At 70.0% G+C, this 15,329-nt stretch carries 15 protein-coding genes and 1 riboswitch; of the genes, 9 read left to right on the top strand and 6 right to left on the bottom strand.

Translation table 11 applies throughout. The features are described 5' to 3' along the window. Positions 1-9: 9 nt before the first annotated feature. Both AADR41_RS13455 and AADR41_RS13450 read right to left on the bottom strand, forming a co-directional pair. Positions 10-231, bottom strand: a complete 222-nt coding sequence (locus AADR41_RS13455) for a helix-turn-helix domain-containing protein (RefSeq protein WP_342281601.1) — start codon at positions 229-231, stop codon at positions 10-12. After that, positions 231-722, bottom strand: coding sequence for a DUF2975 domain-containing protein (locus AADR41_RS13450; RefSeq protein ID WP_342281600.1), 492 nt, complete (start codon positions 720-722; stop codon positions 231-233). Before AADR41_RS13450 ends, AADR41_RS13455 begins: the two co-directional genes overlap by 1 nt. 538 nt (positions 723-1,260) lie before the next feature. Between AADR41_RS13450 and AADR41_RS13445 the strand changes: the two genes are divergently transcribed. The 4 genes from AADR41_RS13445 (at position 1,261) to AADR41_RS13430 (ending at position 4,857) form a co-directional block, all read left to right on the top strand. After that, positions 1,261-1,488 (top strand): ferredoxin, encoded by a 228-nt coding sequence (locus tag AADR41_RS13445; RefSeq protein WP_342281599.1) that lies wholly within the window; start codon positions 1,261-1,263, stop codon positions 1,486-1,488. Further along, positions 1,478-2,872, top strand: coding sequence for an NAD(P)/FAD-dependent oxidoreductase (locus tag AADR41_RS13440; protein WP_342281598.1), 1,395 nt, complete (start codon positions 1,478-1,480; stop codon positions 2,870-2,872). Before AADR41_RS13445 ends, AADR41_RS13440 begins: the two co-directional genes overlap by 11 nt. A 40-nt stretch (positions 2,873-2,912) precedes the next feature. Further along, positions 2,913-4,121, top strand: coding sequence for a cytochrome P450 (locus AADR41_RS13435; protein ID WP_342281597.1), 1,209 nt, complete (start codon positions 2,913-2,915; stop codon positions 4,119-4,121). A 136-nt stretch (positions 4,122-4,257) separates the two neighbouring features. After that, positions 4,258-4,857: a GOLPH3/VPS74 family protein gene (locus AADR41_RS13430; protein ID WP_342281596.1), complete on the top strand. Its 600-nt coding sequence runs from the start codon at positions 4,258-4,260 to the stop codon at positions 4,855-4,857. A 464-nt stretch (positions 4,858-5,321) separates the two neighbouring features. On the opposite strand, the gene AADR41_RS13425 is transcribed toward AADR41_RS13430, so the two are convergent. Continuing rightward, complete coding sequence (locus tag AADR41_RS13425; RefSeq protein ID WP_342281595.1) at positions 5,322-5,678, bottom strand: UBP-type zinc finger domain-containing protein; 357 nt, start codon at positions 5,676-5,678, stop codon at positions 5,322-5,324. A 379-nt stretch (positions 5,679-6,057) separates the two neighbouring features. On the opposite strand from AADR41_RS13425, the gene AADR41_RS13420 reads away from it, so the two are divergent. Then, positions 6,058-7,734, top strand: coding sequence for an FAD-dependent oxidoreductase (locus AADR41_RS13420; protein WP_342281594.1), 1,677 nt, complete (start codon positions 6,058-6,060; stop codon positions 7,732-7,734). A 550-nt stretch (positions 7,735-8,284) separates the two neighbouring features. On the opposite strand, the gene AADR41_RS13415 is transcribed toward AADR41_RS13420, so the two are convergent. Continuing rightward, complete coding sequence (locus AADR41_RS13415) at positions 8,285-9,250, bottom strand: pirin family protein (protein WP_342281593.1); 966 nt, start codon at positions 9,248-9,250, stop codon at positions 8,285-8,287. A gap of 176 nt (positions 9,251-9,426) precedes the next feature. On the opposite strand from AADR41_RS13415, the gene AADR41_RS13410 reads away from it, so the two are divergent. Both AADR41_RS13410 and AADR41_RS13405 read left to right on the top strand, forming a co-directional pair. Continuing rightward, entirely contained in the window at positions 9,427-9,810 is a 384-nt protein-coding gene (locus AADR41_RS13410) for a tetratricopeptide repeat protein (RefSeq protein ID WP_342281592.1), read from the top strand. Between the two features lie 144 nt (positions 9,811-9,954). Next, a complete protein-coding gene (locus AADR41_RS13405; protein ID WP_342281591.1) occupies positions 9,955-10,461 on the top strand; it encodes a GNAT family N-acetyltransferase in 507 nt (168 codons plus the stop codon). Positions 10,462-10,539: 78 nt separating this feature from the next. On the opposite strand, the gene AADR41_RS13400 is transcribed toward AADR41_RS13405, so the two are convergent. Then, on the bottom strand, positions 10,540-11,313 hold the full coding sequence (locus AADR41_RS13400) for a CbtA family protein (protein ID WP_342281590.1): 774 nt from the start codon (positions 11,311-11,313) through the stop codon (positions 10,540-10,542). A 27-nt stretch (positions 11,314-11,340) separates the two neighbouring features. Further along, positions 11,341-11,556 (bottom strand): CbtB domain-containing protein, encoded by a 216-nt coding sequence (locus tag AADR41_RS13395; RefSeq protein WP_124720415.1) that lies wholly within the window; start codon positions 11,554-11,556, stop codon positions 11,341-11,343. Positions 11,557-11,818: 262 nt separating this feature from the next. On the opposite strand from AADR41_RS13395, the gene AADR41_RS13390 reads away from it, so the two are divergent. After that, positions 11,819-12,418, top strand: a complete 600-nt coding sequence (locus AADR41_RS13390) for a histidine phosphatase family protein (RefSeq protein ID WP_342281589.1) — start codon at positions 11,819-11,821, stop codon at positions 12,416-12,418. Positions 12,419-12,565: 147 nt separating this feature from the next. Continuing rightward, positions 12,566-12,782, top strand: a riboswitch (cobalamin riboswitch). A gap of 162 nt (positions 12,783-12,944) precedes the next feature. After that, entirely contained in the window at positions 12,945-15,281 is a 2,337-nt protein-coding gene (gene metE / locus AADR41_RS13385) for a 5-methyltetrahydropteroyltriglutamate--homocysteine S-methyltransferase (RefSeq protein ID WP_342281588.1), read from the top strand. Positions 15,282-15,329 lie beyond the last annotated feature (48 nt).

The following is a 15,329-nucleotide window of genomic DNA, read 5'->3' as shown; positions in this document are numbered from 1 at the left end:
AGGCACGGTTCATTCGCCCGCGGTGTCCTCGGCCTCCCAGCGAAGCAGATCGCCTGGCTGGCACTGGAGCACCTCGCAGAGTGCTGCGAGCGTCGTAAAGCGCACCGCCTTGGCGCGACCGTTCTTGAGTACCGCCAGGTTGGCGGGCGTGATCCCTACGCGGTCTGAGAGTTCGCCCACGGACATCTTCCGCCTGGCCAGCATCACGTCGATGTCGACGGCGATCGGCATCAGATCACCTCGTCCAACTCGGCCTGCATCTGCGCCGCTTCGACATCGCGGGCGACGGCCTGGGCGAGCAGCGTCCGCAGTACGAGCACGATGAGCGCGACCCCCAGGATGGCCACGCCAATCCCGCCCATGATGAGAGTGACGCCCGGGTCTTCCCGCTGGCCGGGCGCATTCACGGCCGTGACCGCGAACCACACGAGGGCAGCCGCGACGATCGCGCCGATGATGACGTCCACGTACCGGAAGGCGGCGTGGGAGAACACAGTTCCGCGCCGCACCATCGCCACCAGTCGCCATACGCAGACCAGGGCGACCTGAGCCGTTCCGATGCCCAGGATCGTGATCACGCGCAGCGCGGTCAGCGGGAGCGACCCGTCCTCCGGATCGTTTCCGCTGACCAACGCCCACACCATCAATGCCTGTACGAACACGGTGCCGGTGAGCACCACCACGAGCACGGTGCGCAGCGCGCGCACGGTCAGCTTTCCCATGACTCATCCTTCCATCGAAATACGATGGAAATCTATCGAATATCGATATGTAAAGCAAGGGCTGAGCCGAAGGACGAATTCATACCCTGGCGGGACGCCCCCCTCCCGCGACCGGCGAGATGCGAAAGTTTTCGATCTTGCCGAAGTCGACCTCACTCAGTCACACATCGGACGCCGTGCGACTACGCCGAAGCCTCCGGCACCAGGCCGCTGTGCGCGATCAGGTTCGGCTCATCGAACGCGGCCGGGACCGGGATCAGATCGAGAGGGGTAACGATGGACGACCATGGACTGAGCGGGAATCCGGCGTGGACTCCGGTCGCGCTGCTCGCGCGCGAGCAGCGCGCTCGGCTCGGGGCGATCGGTTCGGACCTGGAGGAGCAGCCCGAAGCCGATCGACGCAGCGGCCCCGCACCCGGTTTGCGGGCCGCTGTGAAGGGGCCGATCCTGAAGGAAAGGCATGCCGAACGATCGTGTGGACCGAGCACAAGGGCTGCGAAGCCTAGGACCGCGGCCCGATCCAGGGAGCGGGTTCCAGATGAGGCTTGTCGTCGATCTCAACCGGTGCCAGGGATTTGCTCAGTGCGTCTTTCTCGCCCCGGACGTCTTCGCTCTGCATGGCGACGAAGCGCTGCTGTTCTCCCCGCACTTCGACGAGGCGCAACGTGACCGGGTGGAAAAGGCTGCTGCAGCCTGCCCGGTCCAGGCCATCCTCGTCGACTACTCCGACGAGCCGACGAAGGGCGTGGAGCCCCATGTCCGCTGAGACCGACGTCGAGGTCTTGCGGCGCCAGGGCCGCATTGTCGTCGTCGGTGCCTCGCTGGCCGGTCTGCGCGCGGCGGAAACCTTGCGCGACAAGGGCTTCACCGGATCGCTGACCATGATCGGCGACGAGCCGTACGAACCCTACGACCGGCCGCCGCTGTCGAAGCAGGCGCTGCTCGGGCGGGCGCGGGCCGAGGACACGGCATTGCCTCGGCGGCGCGACATCGATGCCGAGTGGCGTCTGGGCGGCGCCGCTGAGGGCCTGGACCGGGAGGCGAAGCGGGTGCGCCTGGCGAACGGCGACACCGTGCCCTACGACCGCCTGCTGATCACCACCGGGACACGAGCTCGGCCCTGGTTCCACCCGGAAGAGGCTGCACTGGACGGGGTTTTCGTGCTGCGTACCCGCGACGACTCAGCACGCCTGCACCGAAAACTGACCGGGGGCGCCTCCAGGGTGCTGGTGATCGGAGCCGGTTTCACGGGCTCCGAGGTCGCCTCCGCCTGCCGGGAGTTGGGCCTTGAGGTCACAGTTGCCGAGCGCGGCCCGGCACCGCTGGTAGGCGCGCTCGGCGGGGTGATCGGCGCGGTCGCGGACCGGCTGCAGCGCAAGCACGGAGTCAATCTGTGCTGCGGAGTCAGTGTCACCGCCCTCGAAGGCGACTATGCGGGACGACTCAGGCGCGCTCATCTGTCCGACGGTTCGGCGATCGACGTGGAGGTGGCGGTCGTCTCGCTCGGTGCCGTCCGGAACACGGAATGGCTCGCCGGTTCGGGGGTGGCCGCGGGCCCCCGGGGGATCGCGTGCGACGCCGGGTGCCGGGTGTTCGACGTCAATGGCATCGTCACCGACGACATCTACGCCGCCGGTGATGTCGCACGCAGCCCCCACCCGCTGTTCGACTACCAGTTCCTGGCGCTGGAGCACTGGGGCAACGCGGTCGAACAGGCCGAGATCGCCGCCCACAACATGATCTGTGCAGGTCCAAAGCGCCGTCCGCATCTGTGGCTGCCGATGTTCTGGTCATCCCAGTTCGGTGTCAACATCAAGTCGGTGGGTGTTCCCTCGCTGGGCGACCAGCTGGTCGTCGCCCAGGGGACGCTCTCCGAGGAGCGGTTCGTAGCGGTGTACGGGTACCACGGCCGCGTCATCGCCGCGGCGTCCTTCGACGGAGCCAAGTGGCTGGGGTTCTACGAGCAGCAGATCGCGGCCGGCGCGCCGTTCCCGCCGGAGTACGACACGGTCGACCGTCGCACCGAAACTCTGGAGCCGGTCGACCCGGCCTTCCCCGACCCCCATCTGCCCACCCACGGGCCCACCGTCACGCTGACGGGTCACTCACCGGACGAGCGGCGTGTCGAGTTCGTTCCGTCGCATGCCTGATCACCGGCCCTGTGCCGCCCGGAGCCCCTCAGGAGACACCATGACCCCAGGCACCATCACTGCGCAGATCGCCGACTACGCCAATCGGGCCGATCCGTACCCGCTCTACGCAGAACTGCGCAAGACACCGGTCAGGCGGGAGGACGACGGCACCTACCTGGTCAGCACCTACTACGAGGTGCGGAACCTGGCCAACGACCCGCGGCTGAGCAACGACACGAGCAACCGTCCGCCGGGCTACGCGCGCGTCGGGCACCCGGCGGAGGAGACCGGTCTGCCACCCAGCTTCATCTTCACCGACCCGCCCGTGCACGACCGGCTGCGCGACACCATCAACCGGCCGTTCGGTCCTCCGCACAGCCCCAGATTCCTCGACGGACTGCGCGGAGAGCTGGCCCAAGTCGTCACCGAGCTGCTGGACGCCTTCGACGGCAAGGACCAGGTCGACATCGTCGAGGACTTCTCCTATCCCCTTCCCGTCACTGCCATCTGCAAGGTCCTCGGCGTGCCTCGCGAGGACGAACCGCTCTTCCACGGCTGGGCCGACGCCCTCGCGTCCGGAATCGATCCCCAAGCCGCCGGCCGGAGCGGCCAGGAAAAGGCACAGCAGGCGCGCCAGGACATCGGCGCCTATCTGTCCGACCTGATCGAGACCAAACGCCGCCACCCCGGCCCCGGAATACTCAGCGCGCTCGCCCCCGACATGACACCGGCAGACCTGGAGGCCACCGCGGTCCTGCTCCTGGTCGCCGGCCACGAGACCACCGTCAACGCGATCACCAACACGACCCTCACCCTGCTGCGCCACCCCGACGTCCTTGACCGGTTCCAGAAGGAGCCGGAACTGGCCGTCCCCCTCATCGAGGAAGTACTGCGATACGAGCCCCCGGTCCAGTTCGTCCCGTGGACCACCGCCCTGGCCGACATCGACGTCGCCGGCACCACGATCCCCAAAGGCTCACCGGTCTGGCTCATGCTGGCCGCGGCCAACCGCGACCCCAAACGCTTCAAGGAGCCCGACCGGTTCGATCCCGACCGCAAGGACAACGAGCACCTGGGTTTCTACACCGGCATCCACTACTGCTTCGGCGCCCCGCTCGCCCGTATAGAACTACATGTGGCTGTGCCCGAACTGTTCCGCCGGGTCAAGTTCTCCCGGCTGATCGAGGACCCGCCGCCGTACCGCGCCAACGCAGTGCTGCGCGGCCCCCGCCACCTTCCCGTGGCGATCGAAGGCCTCACTGCCTGATCGTCACACAAGCCCTCCCAGGGGTGTCGGCGTATGTACCGACCGGCAGAGGGCGTCATTGAGGCCGCCGAGGAGCTGCGTCACCCGTGTCCGGTGGGGGACGCACCTTTCTCGATGTCTCCGAGGGGAGCCGTTCATGACCACGGCGAAAGACCTGTTCATCATCTCCATGGACCTGAAGCATTCCGTAGGGCAGGGCGACCTGTCCCTCGCACTCGCGGGAGCCGAGCTGATCGATCTCATCGGTGCGGGTGCGGTCGCCTTGGACGGAGACCGCATCGTGCCGGGTGAACCGCCGACGCTGGACGACCGGTTCATGTGCGAGGCCGCGGCAGGGCTCACTCGGCAGGCACCCTACGAACGGGTCGAGGACTGGCTGTGGCGCCGTGGCCGAGACCTCTCGGCCGCGTACCAGGCCGCCTTGGAGGAGAACGGTGAGCTGAAGCCGCAGCGAAGCAGTCGGTTGCCCTTCGGCTCGGGACGCATGGAACCGGTCGATACACCCGCCCGCCGCCGTGCAGCCGACCGCTGGAACGAGAAGGAACCCGTCCTGGCCGCCCTCGCCTCGATCGTGGGCATCGACGACGAACGCTCCGACGATGAGACCGGCCTCGATGACGACGCAGTGACGACCGTGGTGACCACCGTCCACGACGCGGTGATGGAGCTGGAGGCCGTACGCCAGAGGCGGAACATCGAGAAAGCCGCCTTCGCCAACGTCTGGCGCGGACCGTGAACCGAGCCCGCCTTCAGCAGCGCGCTCGGTTCCGACATCGACGCACGGCCGTCGGGCAACTCCCCATGCTTGTCCGTGGACCAGTATCGGTCAGAGGCCCGCGGACTACACCTGGAAACTGAGTGCGCGTCCGGCCCACCGTTCGATCGCGGTGTTCCATGGACACCGCCAAGTCTGGAGTAGGACGGTCACCGGACCGCGCTGCAACTCACAACTGACACCGTGATCCTGTTTGCGCAGTCCGGCAGGATCGTCACCCGGCACGCATAGGACCTGGTCGTCCCAGCCTCGTCGCGCGCAGTGCGGAGTGGGCCCGGCCCGCGCTTGATGGGCAGCAGCACAGCGGACCGCAGTAGCGCGTACGCGCCGAACAAGCGAGATCCGCGATTCACGGCCCGCCAGGAACAACGCGCGCAGTCACTCATCGACCGGGTGTGGCCGGCAGGCAAGCCGCCGGTCTTCCGTCAGTGCCGGTCCAGCTGCTCCGCCCAGTCGGCGGGCACCCTCCCAGTGGGGCCCGGGACCGGCTGGTCGAGGGGGTGGCTGTCGGGTGGAGCCAGTTCGGGTCCGGTCTCGGAATACTCCGAGGTGTCGAAGTTCCAGAACCAGCCCTCGCCCGGTTCGAAACTGCGGATCACGGGGTGTCCGGTCGCCGTCCAATGGGCGGTGGCGTGCTTGGCGGGCGAGTCGTCGCAGCACCCGACGTGGCCACACAGCGCGCAGCGCCGCAGGTGTACCCACCATCCGTCGGCGGCGTCGCACTCGACGCAGCCCGAACCGCTCGGCGGGACAGAGGTGTCGATGCCATTCTGCGATGTCATGAGCTCTCCTCCTGGACAGTCCGCCGGACGAGGAAGCCGACCTTCATGTCGCACTCAGTCAAGTATGTCCGGAAGGCGCCGCCGACGCGCCACGGCTCGGCCTTCCGGTCCGCCGCGCCACGGATTCAGATGTTGAACGTCGATGGTCGCCGCACACGCTCCCGCTGCCGCCGTCGCGCAGGCCGGCATCCGACTGCGGGATCCCAGCCTCGTATCGACCGCCATCGTCCGGGGCGCTGAACTCCGTCCAGCCTCGGACCGGTCGGCGCGGCTTACCCGCTCACGTGATGTCGGCGCCGTTTCCTCACCCGCACGGGTGACAGACCGGGCGGACCGGCGGCACGCAGGATGGGACCGGGGTCAGATCGAGAGGGTGGCGATGGACGACCATGGACTGAGCGGGAATCCTGCGTGGACTCCGGTCGCGCTCCTCGCGCGCGAGCAGCTCGCACGGCTGGGGGTGGTCGGTTCGGAGCACGCCGCAGCCGCCGGGGACGTCCTCTTCGCGGCCGGCGACGCGTCCTACGACTTTTTCGTCGTCCTCGACGGGGCGGCGGACATCGTGGAACGGCTCGGTGAGACGACCGAGCGGGTAGTGGCCTCGTACGGTCCGGGCGAGTTCCTGGGCGAGATCGGCATGCTCACCGGCGAGCGCGCACGCCTCGCCGGCGTCATGCGGAGCGCGGGCCGGGTGCTGCGCGTCCCGCTGCGGCAGATCCAGGTGCTGATGACGCAGGACACCGACCTCAGCGACTTCGTTCTGCGAACGTTCCTCGAACGCCGGGCGAACCTGTTGCGCAAGCGCGCCGGTCTCACGCTGGTCGGATCCCGGTACGACCCACACTGCCGGGCACTGCTGCAGTCGTTCTCACGCAGTCGGACCGCTGTGAACTGGCTGGACCTGGAGGATCGGCCAGAGGCCGAGGCGCTGCTTCGGGAACTCCGGGTGCCCGTCGCGGACCTCCCCATCGTGCTCGTCCCGGGGCGGCCGATGCTGCGCAACCCGCAACCGGCCGACATCGCCGCAGAGTTCGGGGAGCCACCCGCCGAGGCCGACGACGACCGGGACGTCTGCGACCTGCTGGTCGTCGGAGGCGGCCCGGGCGGCCTGGCGGCGGCGGTGTACGGCGCGTCGGAGGGACTGCAGACGGCTCTGCTCGACGCGGCGGCCTTCGGGGGCCAGGCCGGTACCTCCTCCCGGATCGAGAACTACCTCGGGTTCCCCGCAGGTCTCTCCGGCGCCGAGCTCGCCGCCCGCGGTGTCGTGCAGGCGGCCAAGTTCGGCGTCCGGTTGCACCGCAACGCCCGCGCCGCCGCCTTCGCCGGCCGCCCCGGCAGACACTGCGTGACCTGCGACGACGGGCGCGTGTTCAGGGCCCGGGACGTCATCATCGCGACCGGCGCCGAGTACCGGCGCCTTACCGTGCCCGGAGCCGAGTCATGGGAGGGAAACAGCGTTCACTACGCCGCCACCGTCGCCGAGGCGCAGTCCTGCCTCGGCAAGCCGGTCGCTGTCATCGGCGGGGGAAACTCGGCGGGACAGGCCGCGATGTTCCTGTCGCGGACATCCGGTCCAGTACATCTGCTGGTCCGGGGCGAGGATCTGGAACATTCGATGTCGCGCTACCTCATCGAGGAGATCGCGGCCAACCCGAGGATCCGGGTGTGGCTTCGGACGGAGACGGTCGCCCTCGTGGCGGACTCGGAGATCACCGCAATCGACGTCGTCGACCGGAAGGCCGGCCGGCGTTCACGCCTGGAGGCCGGCGCCGTCTTCGTCTTCATCGGCGCAACGCCCTGCACCAGCTGGCTCGGCGGTCGGCTGGCGACGGATCGCAACGGCTTCCTGCTCTCCGGACAGGATCTCGACAGCGCCTGGGAAGCCGACCGGGCACCACTGCCCTTCGAAACGAGCGAGCCGAGCGTGTTCTGTGTCGGCGACGCACGCAGCGGCAGCGTGAAGCGGGTCGCCGCCGCCGTCGGAGAGGGATCCGCCGCCGTCCGGCTCGTCTTCGAACGCCGACGACTGGATGGCGATCGTCACCTGCTCATGTGAGGGACGAGCACGGACGGAATCGACACCATGGAACCGGCGAGGATCTCCGGGACGCGGGATTCACACCTGCATCCACGGCCGAGGAGCCCGGAACGCCGATGAGCGTCCGAGAGGAATGGCCACCGACGGGTCCAGCACAGCACCACGGCGGTGTGACAGAGCCAGGCGGAGGCGACTCTCCGGATTGTCGAAGTCACACAACAGTGCATGCTCCTTCGTGCTGCAGGAGGGAGGAGCCGTAGGTTGCCGGGCGTCAGTCGACACGCGGCTGGGAACCGCCGTGGTGGGCTCAGCGCCCCGGGCCGCAACGCGGTCGCGATGGCAGCCCGGGCGGGTGCCGTAACCCCGGCGCCGGAAGCTGACTGGCCATCAGAGAAGTCGGCGTCGGGTCAGCATTGATCCGAGCAGCCCCTGCATCAGCCGGCCACACCCACGACTCTCGGGGACGCCTGCCGAACACCGATGGCCGGTTCGTTCGATACCGCCCGAGGTGCCGCAACCAGCGCCGGCTCACTGGCTCGCGAGCCGGCGCCGCCCACAGAAGGCCACGTCAGCGCACCCGGCCACGCGGCTTGAGGGGGCCGGGCGGAAGTTCGGGGGCGGGCAGCCGGTCGCCGTCGTAGCCCTTCACCTCGCCGAAGCGCGAGGTCTCCGTCCAGGCCCGCCGGGCCTCCTCGATCTCCTCGTGGGAGCGCCCGATGAAGTTCCACCACATGACGATCTCCTCCTCGAAGGGTTCGCCGCCGAGGAGCATGAGGCCCGCGTCGCTGTCCGCGCGCAGCGGGAGTTCGGAACGGCCGCAGCCGAGGTAGAGCATGGAGCCGGGCTGCACGGGCACGCCGTCGACCTCGGCGCTGCCGGACATGGAGAGCACCGCGTACTCGAAGTCCGGGTCCAGCGGCAGCCGGGCCTCGGCGCCGGCGGTCAGGGCGAGGTCGGCGCCGACGATCGGGGTGTACGCGGTGCCGGGCGAGGCGGCGCCGTCCAGCTCGCCCAGGATCAGGGTGGCGGTGAGGCCCGGGGCGGAGACGGTCGGCAGGTCGATGTGGTGCTGGAAGTGGGGCTCGACGTGGCGGTGGGCGGACGGGAGGGCGACCCAGAGCTGGGCGCCGTGCAGGAACCTCGCGTGGGGCTTCGGGCTCTCCTCGGAGTGGCTGATGGCCCGGCCGGAGGTCATCAGCCCCAGTTCGCGCGGGCGGATCGTGCGCAGACTGCCGACGCTGTCCCGGTGCAGGACCTCGCCGTCGTGCAGCCAGCTGACCGTCTGCAGGCCCATGTGGGGGTGCGGCGGGACCTGCATCCCGGGTTCGTCCGCGATGTCGTCGGGACCGTAGTGATCGACGAAGGCCCAGGCGCCGACCATCCGGCGGCCCAGGTTGGGCAGCAGTCTGCGGACCTCGGTGGACTCGCCCAGCCGGACGTGGCGAGGGGTGAGGAGTTCACGCACGGGCTCGGCGACGACAAAACCCCGTCCTCCACAGACGGAGAGTGCGGCCTGGCGATCGAGATTGCTCATGGCGCTCAACCTATTCCCGAGCGGGTCCGGGAGGGCCGGTACCCACGCCGACAATTTAGTGGAATATTCAATCACCGTGCGCCGTTGGGGCAGTCACAGGGTGGTCGGGCAGCGGCTCGGCCACCGGTCGGACGGAGCGGGGCAGGAGCCGCGCGGTCCGTGACTGAGGAGGTCAAGTGAGCGACACCTACTTCGAGTTCGGCACGGCTGCCGACCGCTGGGACCGTGCCCGGATGTTCTTCGAGGCCAAGGAGTACATGAGCGCGGCCCGGATCCTGGAGGGACTGGTCGAGGAGGTCCCGGAGCAGGTGTCGACGCGTCTGCTGCTGGCCCGGACCTATTACCACTCGGCACGGCTCGGCAAGGCCGAGACGGAGCTGCGGGCGGTGCTGGAGCGCGACCCGGTCGAGCACTACGCGCGGCTGATGCTCGGCCGCACCCTTGAGCGTCAGGGGCGGAGTGCGGAGGCGGCCGGTCATCTGCGGATGGCCGCGGCGCTCTCCGGGGACTTCGGCTCCGCTCCGGACGGGGCGGCCGCTCAGGGGCCGTCGGGCACCTGAGTCCGGGAGGGGCACGGTACGGGCGGCCGAGCAGGGCGGCCGCCCTGCTCGGCGTCGTACGCGCATCGGAATCGACGCCTCCGGCGGCCGCCCGGCCGATTTTCGGATGCCGTGCGCTCGTCCCGCGTGATATGTCACTCGCTCATGACCGATCTTGAGACCTCTCGCCTCCTGCTCCGCCCGATGAACGCCACCGACGCTCTGCGGGTGATCTCCGGCACGCCCGGTGAAGGGGCCCGCTGGGCACCCGGCTATCCGTCCCCGGGGGAGAAGTCCGCGGCCCAGCGCTTCCTGGAGACCTGTGCGACGACCGGCGATCCGAGTCCCTTCTGTTCGTACGAGATATGTCGCCGCACGGACGGACTGGTGATCGGCGGCATGGGATTCCATGGCGCGCCGGACGAGGACGGGGACGTCACGATCGGCTACGGCCTCGTCCCCTCGGCACAGGGAATGGGTTACGCCTCCGAGGCGTTGCGCGCCCTGCTGCTGTTCGCCCGCGAGGAGGGGGTGCGTCGGGTGCACGGTGACACCGACCTGGACAACATCGCGTCCCAGCGCGTCATGGAAGCCGTCGGCATGCGTCTGGAGAAGCAGGACGAGCGGCTGAAGTACTACCGGACCGACTGGGGCCCGCGGTCCGAGGAGTAAGCCGGTGCGGGGGGAACGCCGGAACCCCGACGGGAGGTCCCGTCGGGGTTCCGGCGTTCCGCCCGCGTGTGATGCCGGTCAGCCGGCCGCGGTGGCGGGGCGGTTCGCGCCGCTGCCTCCGGTGGTCACGGCTCCGGTCCTCGGTGCGAGCAGCCGGTCCGTCAGCTGGCCGAAGAGGAGCCCGAAGGCCACCCAGAGGGTGGTCTGCACGGCGAGGGTGCTCAGTCGGAACTCCCAGAGCAGGGAGGCCGGGAAGTCCTTGCCGACTTCGTTGTACGAGGGCAGGAACGCGTAGGCGAACCCGATCACCAGGACGTACGCGGCGGATGCCGTGATCGTCGCGTTCCAGTTGCCCAGCCGGGGAGCCAGCCGTTTGCCGAGGATGACGGCGGCGACGGCCAGCAGCACGCTGAGGGCGACCATCAGGAAGAACAGCGCGGTGCGCGGGCCGATGGTGTCGGGGTTGCCGACGGCCGGCGGGTTGGCCGGGTACTTCAGGAACGGGACGACGTACACCGTCAGCAGTGCCGCGCCCGCGATCAGCGCGGCCGTGGCCCGCGGACCGAACCTGCCGATCCGGCCGAGGGCGTAGCAGAAGACGAGCGCGGCGATGCCGCCGATGGCGACACCGAAGACCAGTACACCGGTGGCGAGGCCGGCGGTGGACTGCATGGTGCGGCTGACCAGTTCCTCGCCGCCGTCGTGGTGGTGGCTGTGCGCCTCCTCCAGGGCGATGGCCGCGTCCACACGCGACTCACCGAGGAAGTAGGCGACCAGCAGAGCGAGTGCGCCCGCGGCGAGGCCGGCCAGCATGCCGCGGACGAGCAGGGCTCTGACAGATATGGAGTTCATGTGGTTTCCCCAGGATCGGACGGTACGTCAGTGGCAGGGGAAACCGAGGAGGTGGCGGCCGTCGTGGACCCACTCGTGGACACCTTCGCCGGAGATGACCGCGGTGGCGCCCTGCTCGGCGCCGACGAAGTACAGCAGTACGAGCATGAGGATGCCGAAGAAGACCGCCCAGGGGGCGATGGCCTTCAGGGAGATGGGGGTGATCGCCGGTACGGCGGTGGCGGGGGCAGCAGTCTGTGCCATGGCAGAACCTCCTGAGGGAACACGCGTCCCGATCGTGGTGCCTGAGACGTGGGTGCTGGGTCTGACTTCCCGCACAGGTACGGGTTCACAGTGGCGCGACCGTGCCGGATTCTCACCGGACTTCCGTCACACCTACGTCATGTTCGCCGTGACCATACCGCTTGGGGACAGGTGCCGCCATGGTGCCGGTGACGGGGCCCGACCGCCCGGATGCCAGGGTGGGCACACCCGAGGGGCCAGAGTTCAGGGAGTTGACCGGGTCATGGCAGTACAGGTGATGTTGATCTCACCGGCGCTCAACGCCGCGCTGCGCGAGGCCCGTTTCGACGGTGACGCACCGCTGGACGCGGCCGGGGTCCGCCGGGCGGAGGCGGTCGCGGCAGCGGTGCCGGACGCCGACCGGTATCTGCGCGGGCCGTCCGAACGATGTGCCGGGACCGCCGACGCGCTGGGGCTGCGGGCCGGACCCGAACCCACCGTGCAGGGCTGGGACATGGGCCGGTGGAGCGGTCGGCGGCTGGCGGCGGTGAGCGCGGCCGAGCCGGAGGCGGTGTCGTCCTGGCTGACCGATCCTTCGGCGGCTCCGCACGGTGGCGAGTCCCTGCTCGAACTCTGCGCCCGGGCCGGACGCTGGCTGGACGCGCTGGAATCCGCCGAGGGCGGCGGGGGCAGCCGCGTGCTGGCAATCGTCGAGCCGGCGGTGGTGCGGGCGGTGATCGTCGGGGCACTCGCGCTGCCGGTGGAGGCGTTCTGGCGGCTGGACGTCGCCCCGCTGACGCTGACCGCGCTCAGCGGCCGTTCCGGTCGGTGGAACCTGCGGTGCGGGCAGCAACTGTCCCCCGCGACCGGCCCCGCCGTCTGATCCGACCGATCCGATCCGACCGATCCGATCCGGGCGGCCGATCCGATCCGGGCGGCCGATCCGATCCGGCCTGCGATCCGGTCGGCCCCGCCGATCCCGCCGATCCCGCCGATCCGAATGCGCTGTCCGGGATCCGGAGCTACCCCCTATGGTGGTGGGTGCAGCTGGTTCGCCCTGTCCGCCAGGCAGGCGCGTCGCAAGAGGGAACCCGGTGGGAATCCGGGACTGCCCCGCAGCGGTGAGTGGGAACGACCGCCGTCATCGAGCACTGGACCCGACGGGTCCGGGAAGCGACGGCCAGTAGGTGTCTCGTACGCGGGACGCGCCCACGAGTCCGAAGACCTGCCACTGCCCGTGCGCGTCGGACGCGCACGGTGATCCCGGTGACCTCGTGGGCGGGTCGGCGTACATATCGAGCAGGTCACGCGCGTCGGCACGGCGCCGCGGATCCGCCCGGTCCGTCATCCCTTCGCGTCTGCGATCCGTCCCGGGGTCGTACCAGGACACGCTCGCGAAGGAGAGTCACGTGACCACCGAGTCCGCAGTCGCGGCAGCCCGGGCCACCGTGTACGGCTACCCCCGCCAAGGGGGCGACCGGGAACTGAAGAAGGCCGTCGAGGGCTACTGGAAGGGCCGCGTCACCGCAGCCGCCCTCCGGGAGACCGCCGAAGAACTGCGCCGCGCCAACTGGCGACGGCTTGCCGAGGACGGCATCCACGAGGTCCCGACCGGTGACTTCTCGTACTACGACCATGTGCTGGACACCAGCGTGATGGTCGGTGCCGTGCCCGTCCGGCACCGTGCGGCCGTCGCGGCCGACGCGCTGGACGGCTATTTCGCGATGGCGCGCGGGACACAGGACGTGGCGCCGCTCGAAATGACCAAGTGGTTCGACACGAATTACCACTATCTGGTGCCGGAGCTCGGCCCCGACACCGTCTTCGCCGCCGACTCCACCAAGCAGGTCCGGGAGTTCGGGGAGGCGCTGGCGCTCGGGCACGACGCCAGGCCGGTGCTGGTGGGTCCGGTGACCTATCTGCTGCTGGCCAAGCCCGCTCCCGGTGTCGCCGCCGACTTCGAACCGCTGACCCTGCTCGACCGGCTGCTGCCGGTGTACGCCGAGGTGCTGGCCGATCTGCGTGCGGCCGGTGCCCAGTGGGTTCAGCTCGACGAGCCCGCGCTGGTGCAGGACCGTTCCCCCGCGGAGCTGAACGCCGTCGCACGTGCCTACCGCGATCTCGGTGCGCTTGCCGACCGGCCGCGGCTTCTGGTCGCCTCGTACTTCGACCGGCTCGGTGACGCACTCGCCGTACTGGCGAAGTCTCCGGTCGAGGGCCTCGCCATGGACTTCACCGGTCCGGCCGCCGCCAATCTGCGGGATCTCGCCGGGGTCGGGGGTCTGCCGGGCAGGCGGCTGGTCGCCGGGGTCGTCGACGGCCGCAACGTGTGGATCAACGACCTCCAGCAGTCCCTGGCCACCCTAGGCACCCTGCTCGGTCTGGCCGGCCGGGTCGATGTGGCGGCCTCCTGCTCGCTGCTGCACGTGCCTCTCGACCTGGCCGCCGAGCGCGACATCGACCCGCAGGTGGGGCGCTGGCTGGCCTTCGCCCGGCAGAAGTCGGCCGAGATCGCCACGCTCGCCAGGGGGCTTGCCCGGGGCACCGCATCGATCGCCGCCGAACTCGTCGCCAACCGCGCCGACCTGGCCTCCCGGGCGGGCTCCGCGATCACCCACGATCCGGCGGTACGGGCCCGCGCCTCGGCCGTCACGGAGGCCGACTCGCACCGTGAACTGCCCTATCCGCAAAGGGCGGTGGCCCAGCGCGCCCGGCTCCGGCTACCGCTGCTGCCGACGACCACGATCGGCTCGTTCCCGCAGACCTCTCAACTGCGCACCGCACGAGCCGACCTGACGGCGGGGCACATCGACGCGGCCGCGTACGACAAGCGCATCGAGGCCGAGATCCAGGAAGTGATCGCGTTCCAGGAGGCTGCGGGCATCGATGTGCTGGTGCACGGGGAGCCGGAACGCAACGACATGGTGCAGTACTTCGCCGAACGGCTCACCGGCTGCCTCGCCACCCGGCACGGCTGGGTCCAGTCGTACGGCACCCGGTATGTGCGGCCGCCGATCCTGGCCGGGGACATCGCGCGCCCGGAGCCGATGACGGTCCGCTGGACGACGTACGCGCAGTCGCTCACCGGCCGGCCGGTCAAGGGCATGCTCACCGGCCCCGTCACCATGCTCGCCTGGTCCTTCGTCCGTGACGACCAGCCGCTCGGCGAGACCGCGCGCCAGATCGCCCTCGCACTGCGGGACGAGGTGAACGACCTGGAGTCGGCGGGCAGTTCGGTGATCCAGGTGGACGAGCCCGCGCTGCGCGAGTCGCTGCCCCTGCGGGCCGCCGACCGAGCCGGGTACCTGGCCTGGGCGACCGAGTCGTTCCGGCTGGCCACCTGCGGCGTACGCCCGGACACCCAGATCCATACGCACATGTGCTACGCGGAGTTCGGCGACATCGTCCGGGCGATCGACGACCTGGACGCGGATGTGATCAGCCTGGAGGCGGCCCGCTCGCACATGCGGGTGGCCGACGAGCTGGCGGCCACGGGCTACCCGAGGGAGGTCGGCCCCGGCGTGTACGACATCCACTCCCCCCGGGTGCCGAGCGGCGGGGAGGTGGCCGCCCTGCTGCGCAAGGGCCTGGAAGCGATTCCCGCCGAGCGGCTGTGGGTCAATCCCGACTGCGGTCTGAAGACCCGGGGCTGGCCGGAGGTGTGCGCCTCGCTGCAACACCTCGTTTCGGCGGCCGCCGAGGTGCGGGCCACTCTGCCCGGCGGCGCCGGCCGGACGGTCCGCTGAGGGTCCTCCGACGGTTCCGCGGCCCGGGGCGGGTGCCCGTTCGGGTGC

It is taken from the genome of Streptomyces sp. CLV115 (assembly GCF_038448545.1).
Taxonomy (GTDB): Bacteria; Actinomycetota; Actinomycetes; order Streptomycetales; family Streptomycetaceae; genus Streptomyces; species Streptomyces sanglieri.
The sequence above is the reverse complement of the archived record's forward strand: the minus strand, read 5'-3'. Positions and strand labels throughout refer to the sequence as shown.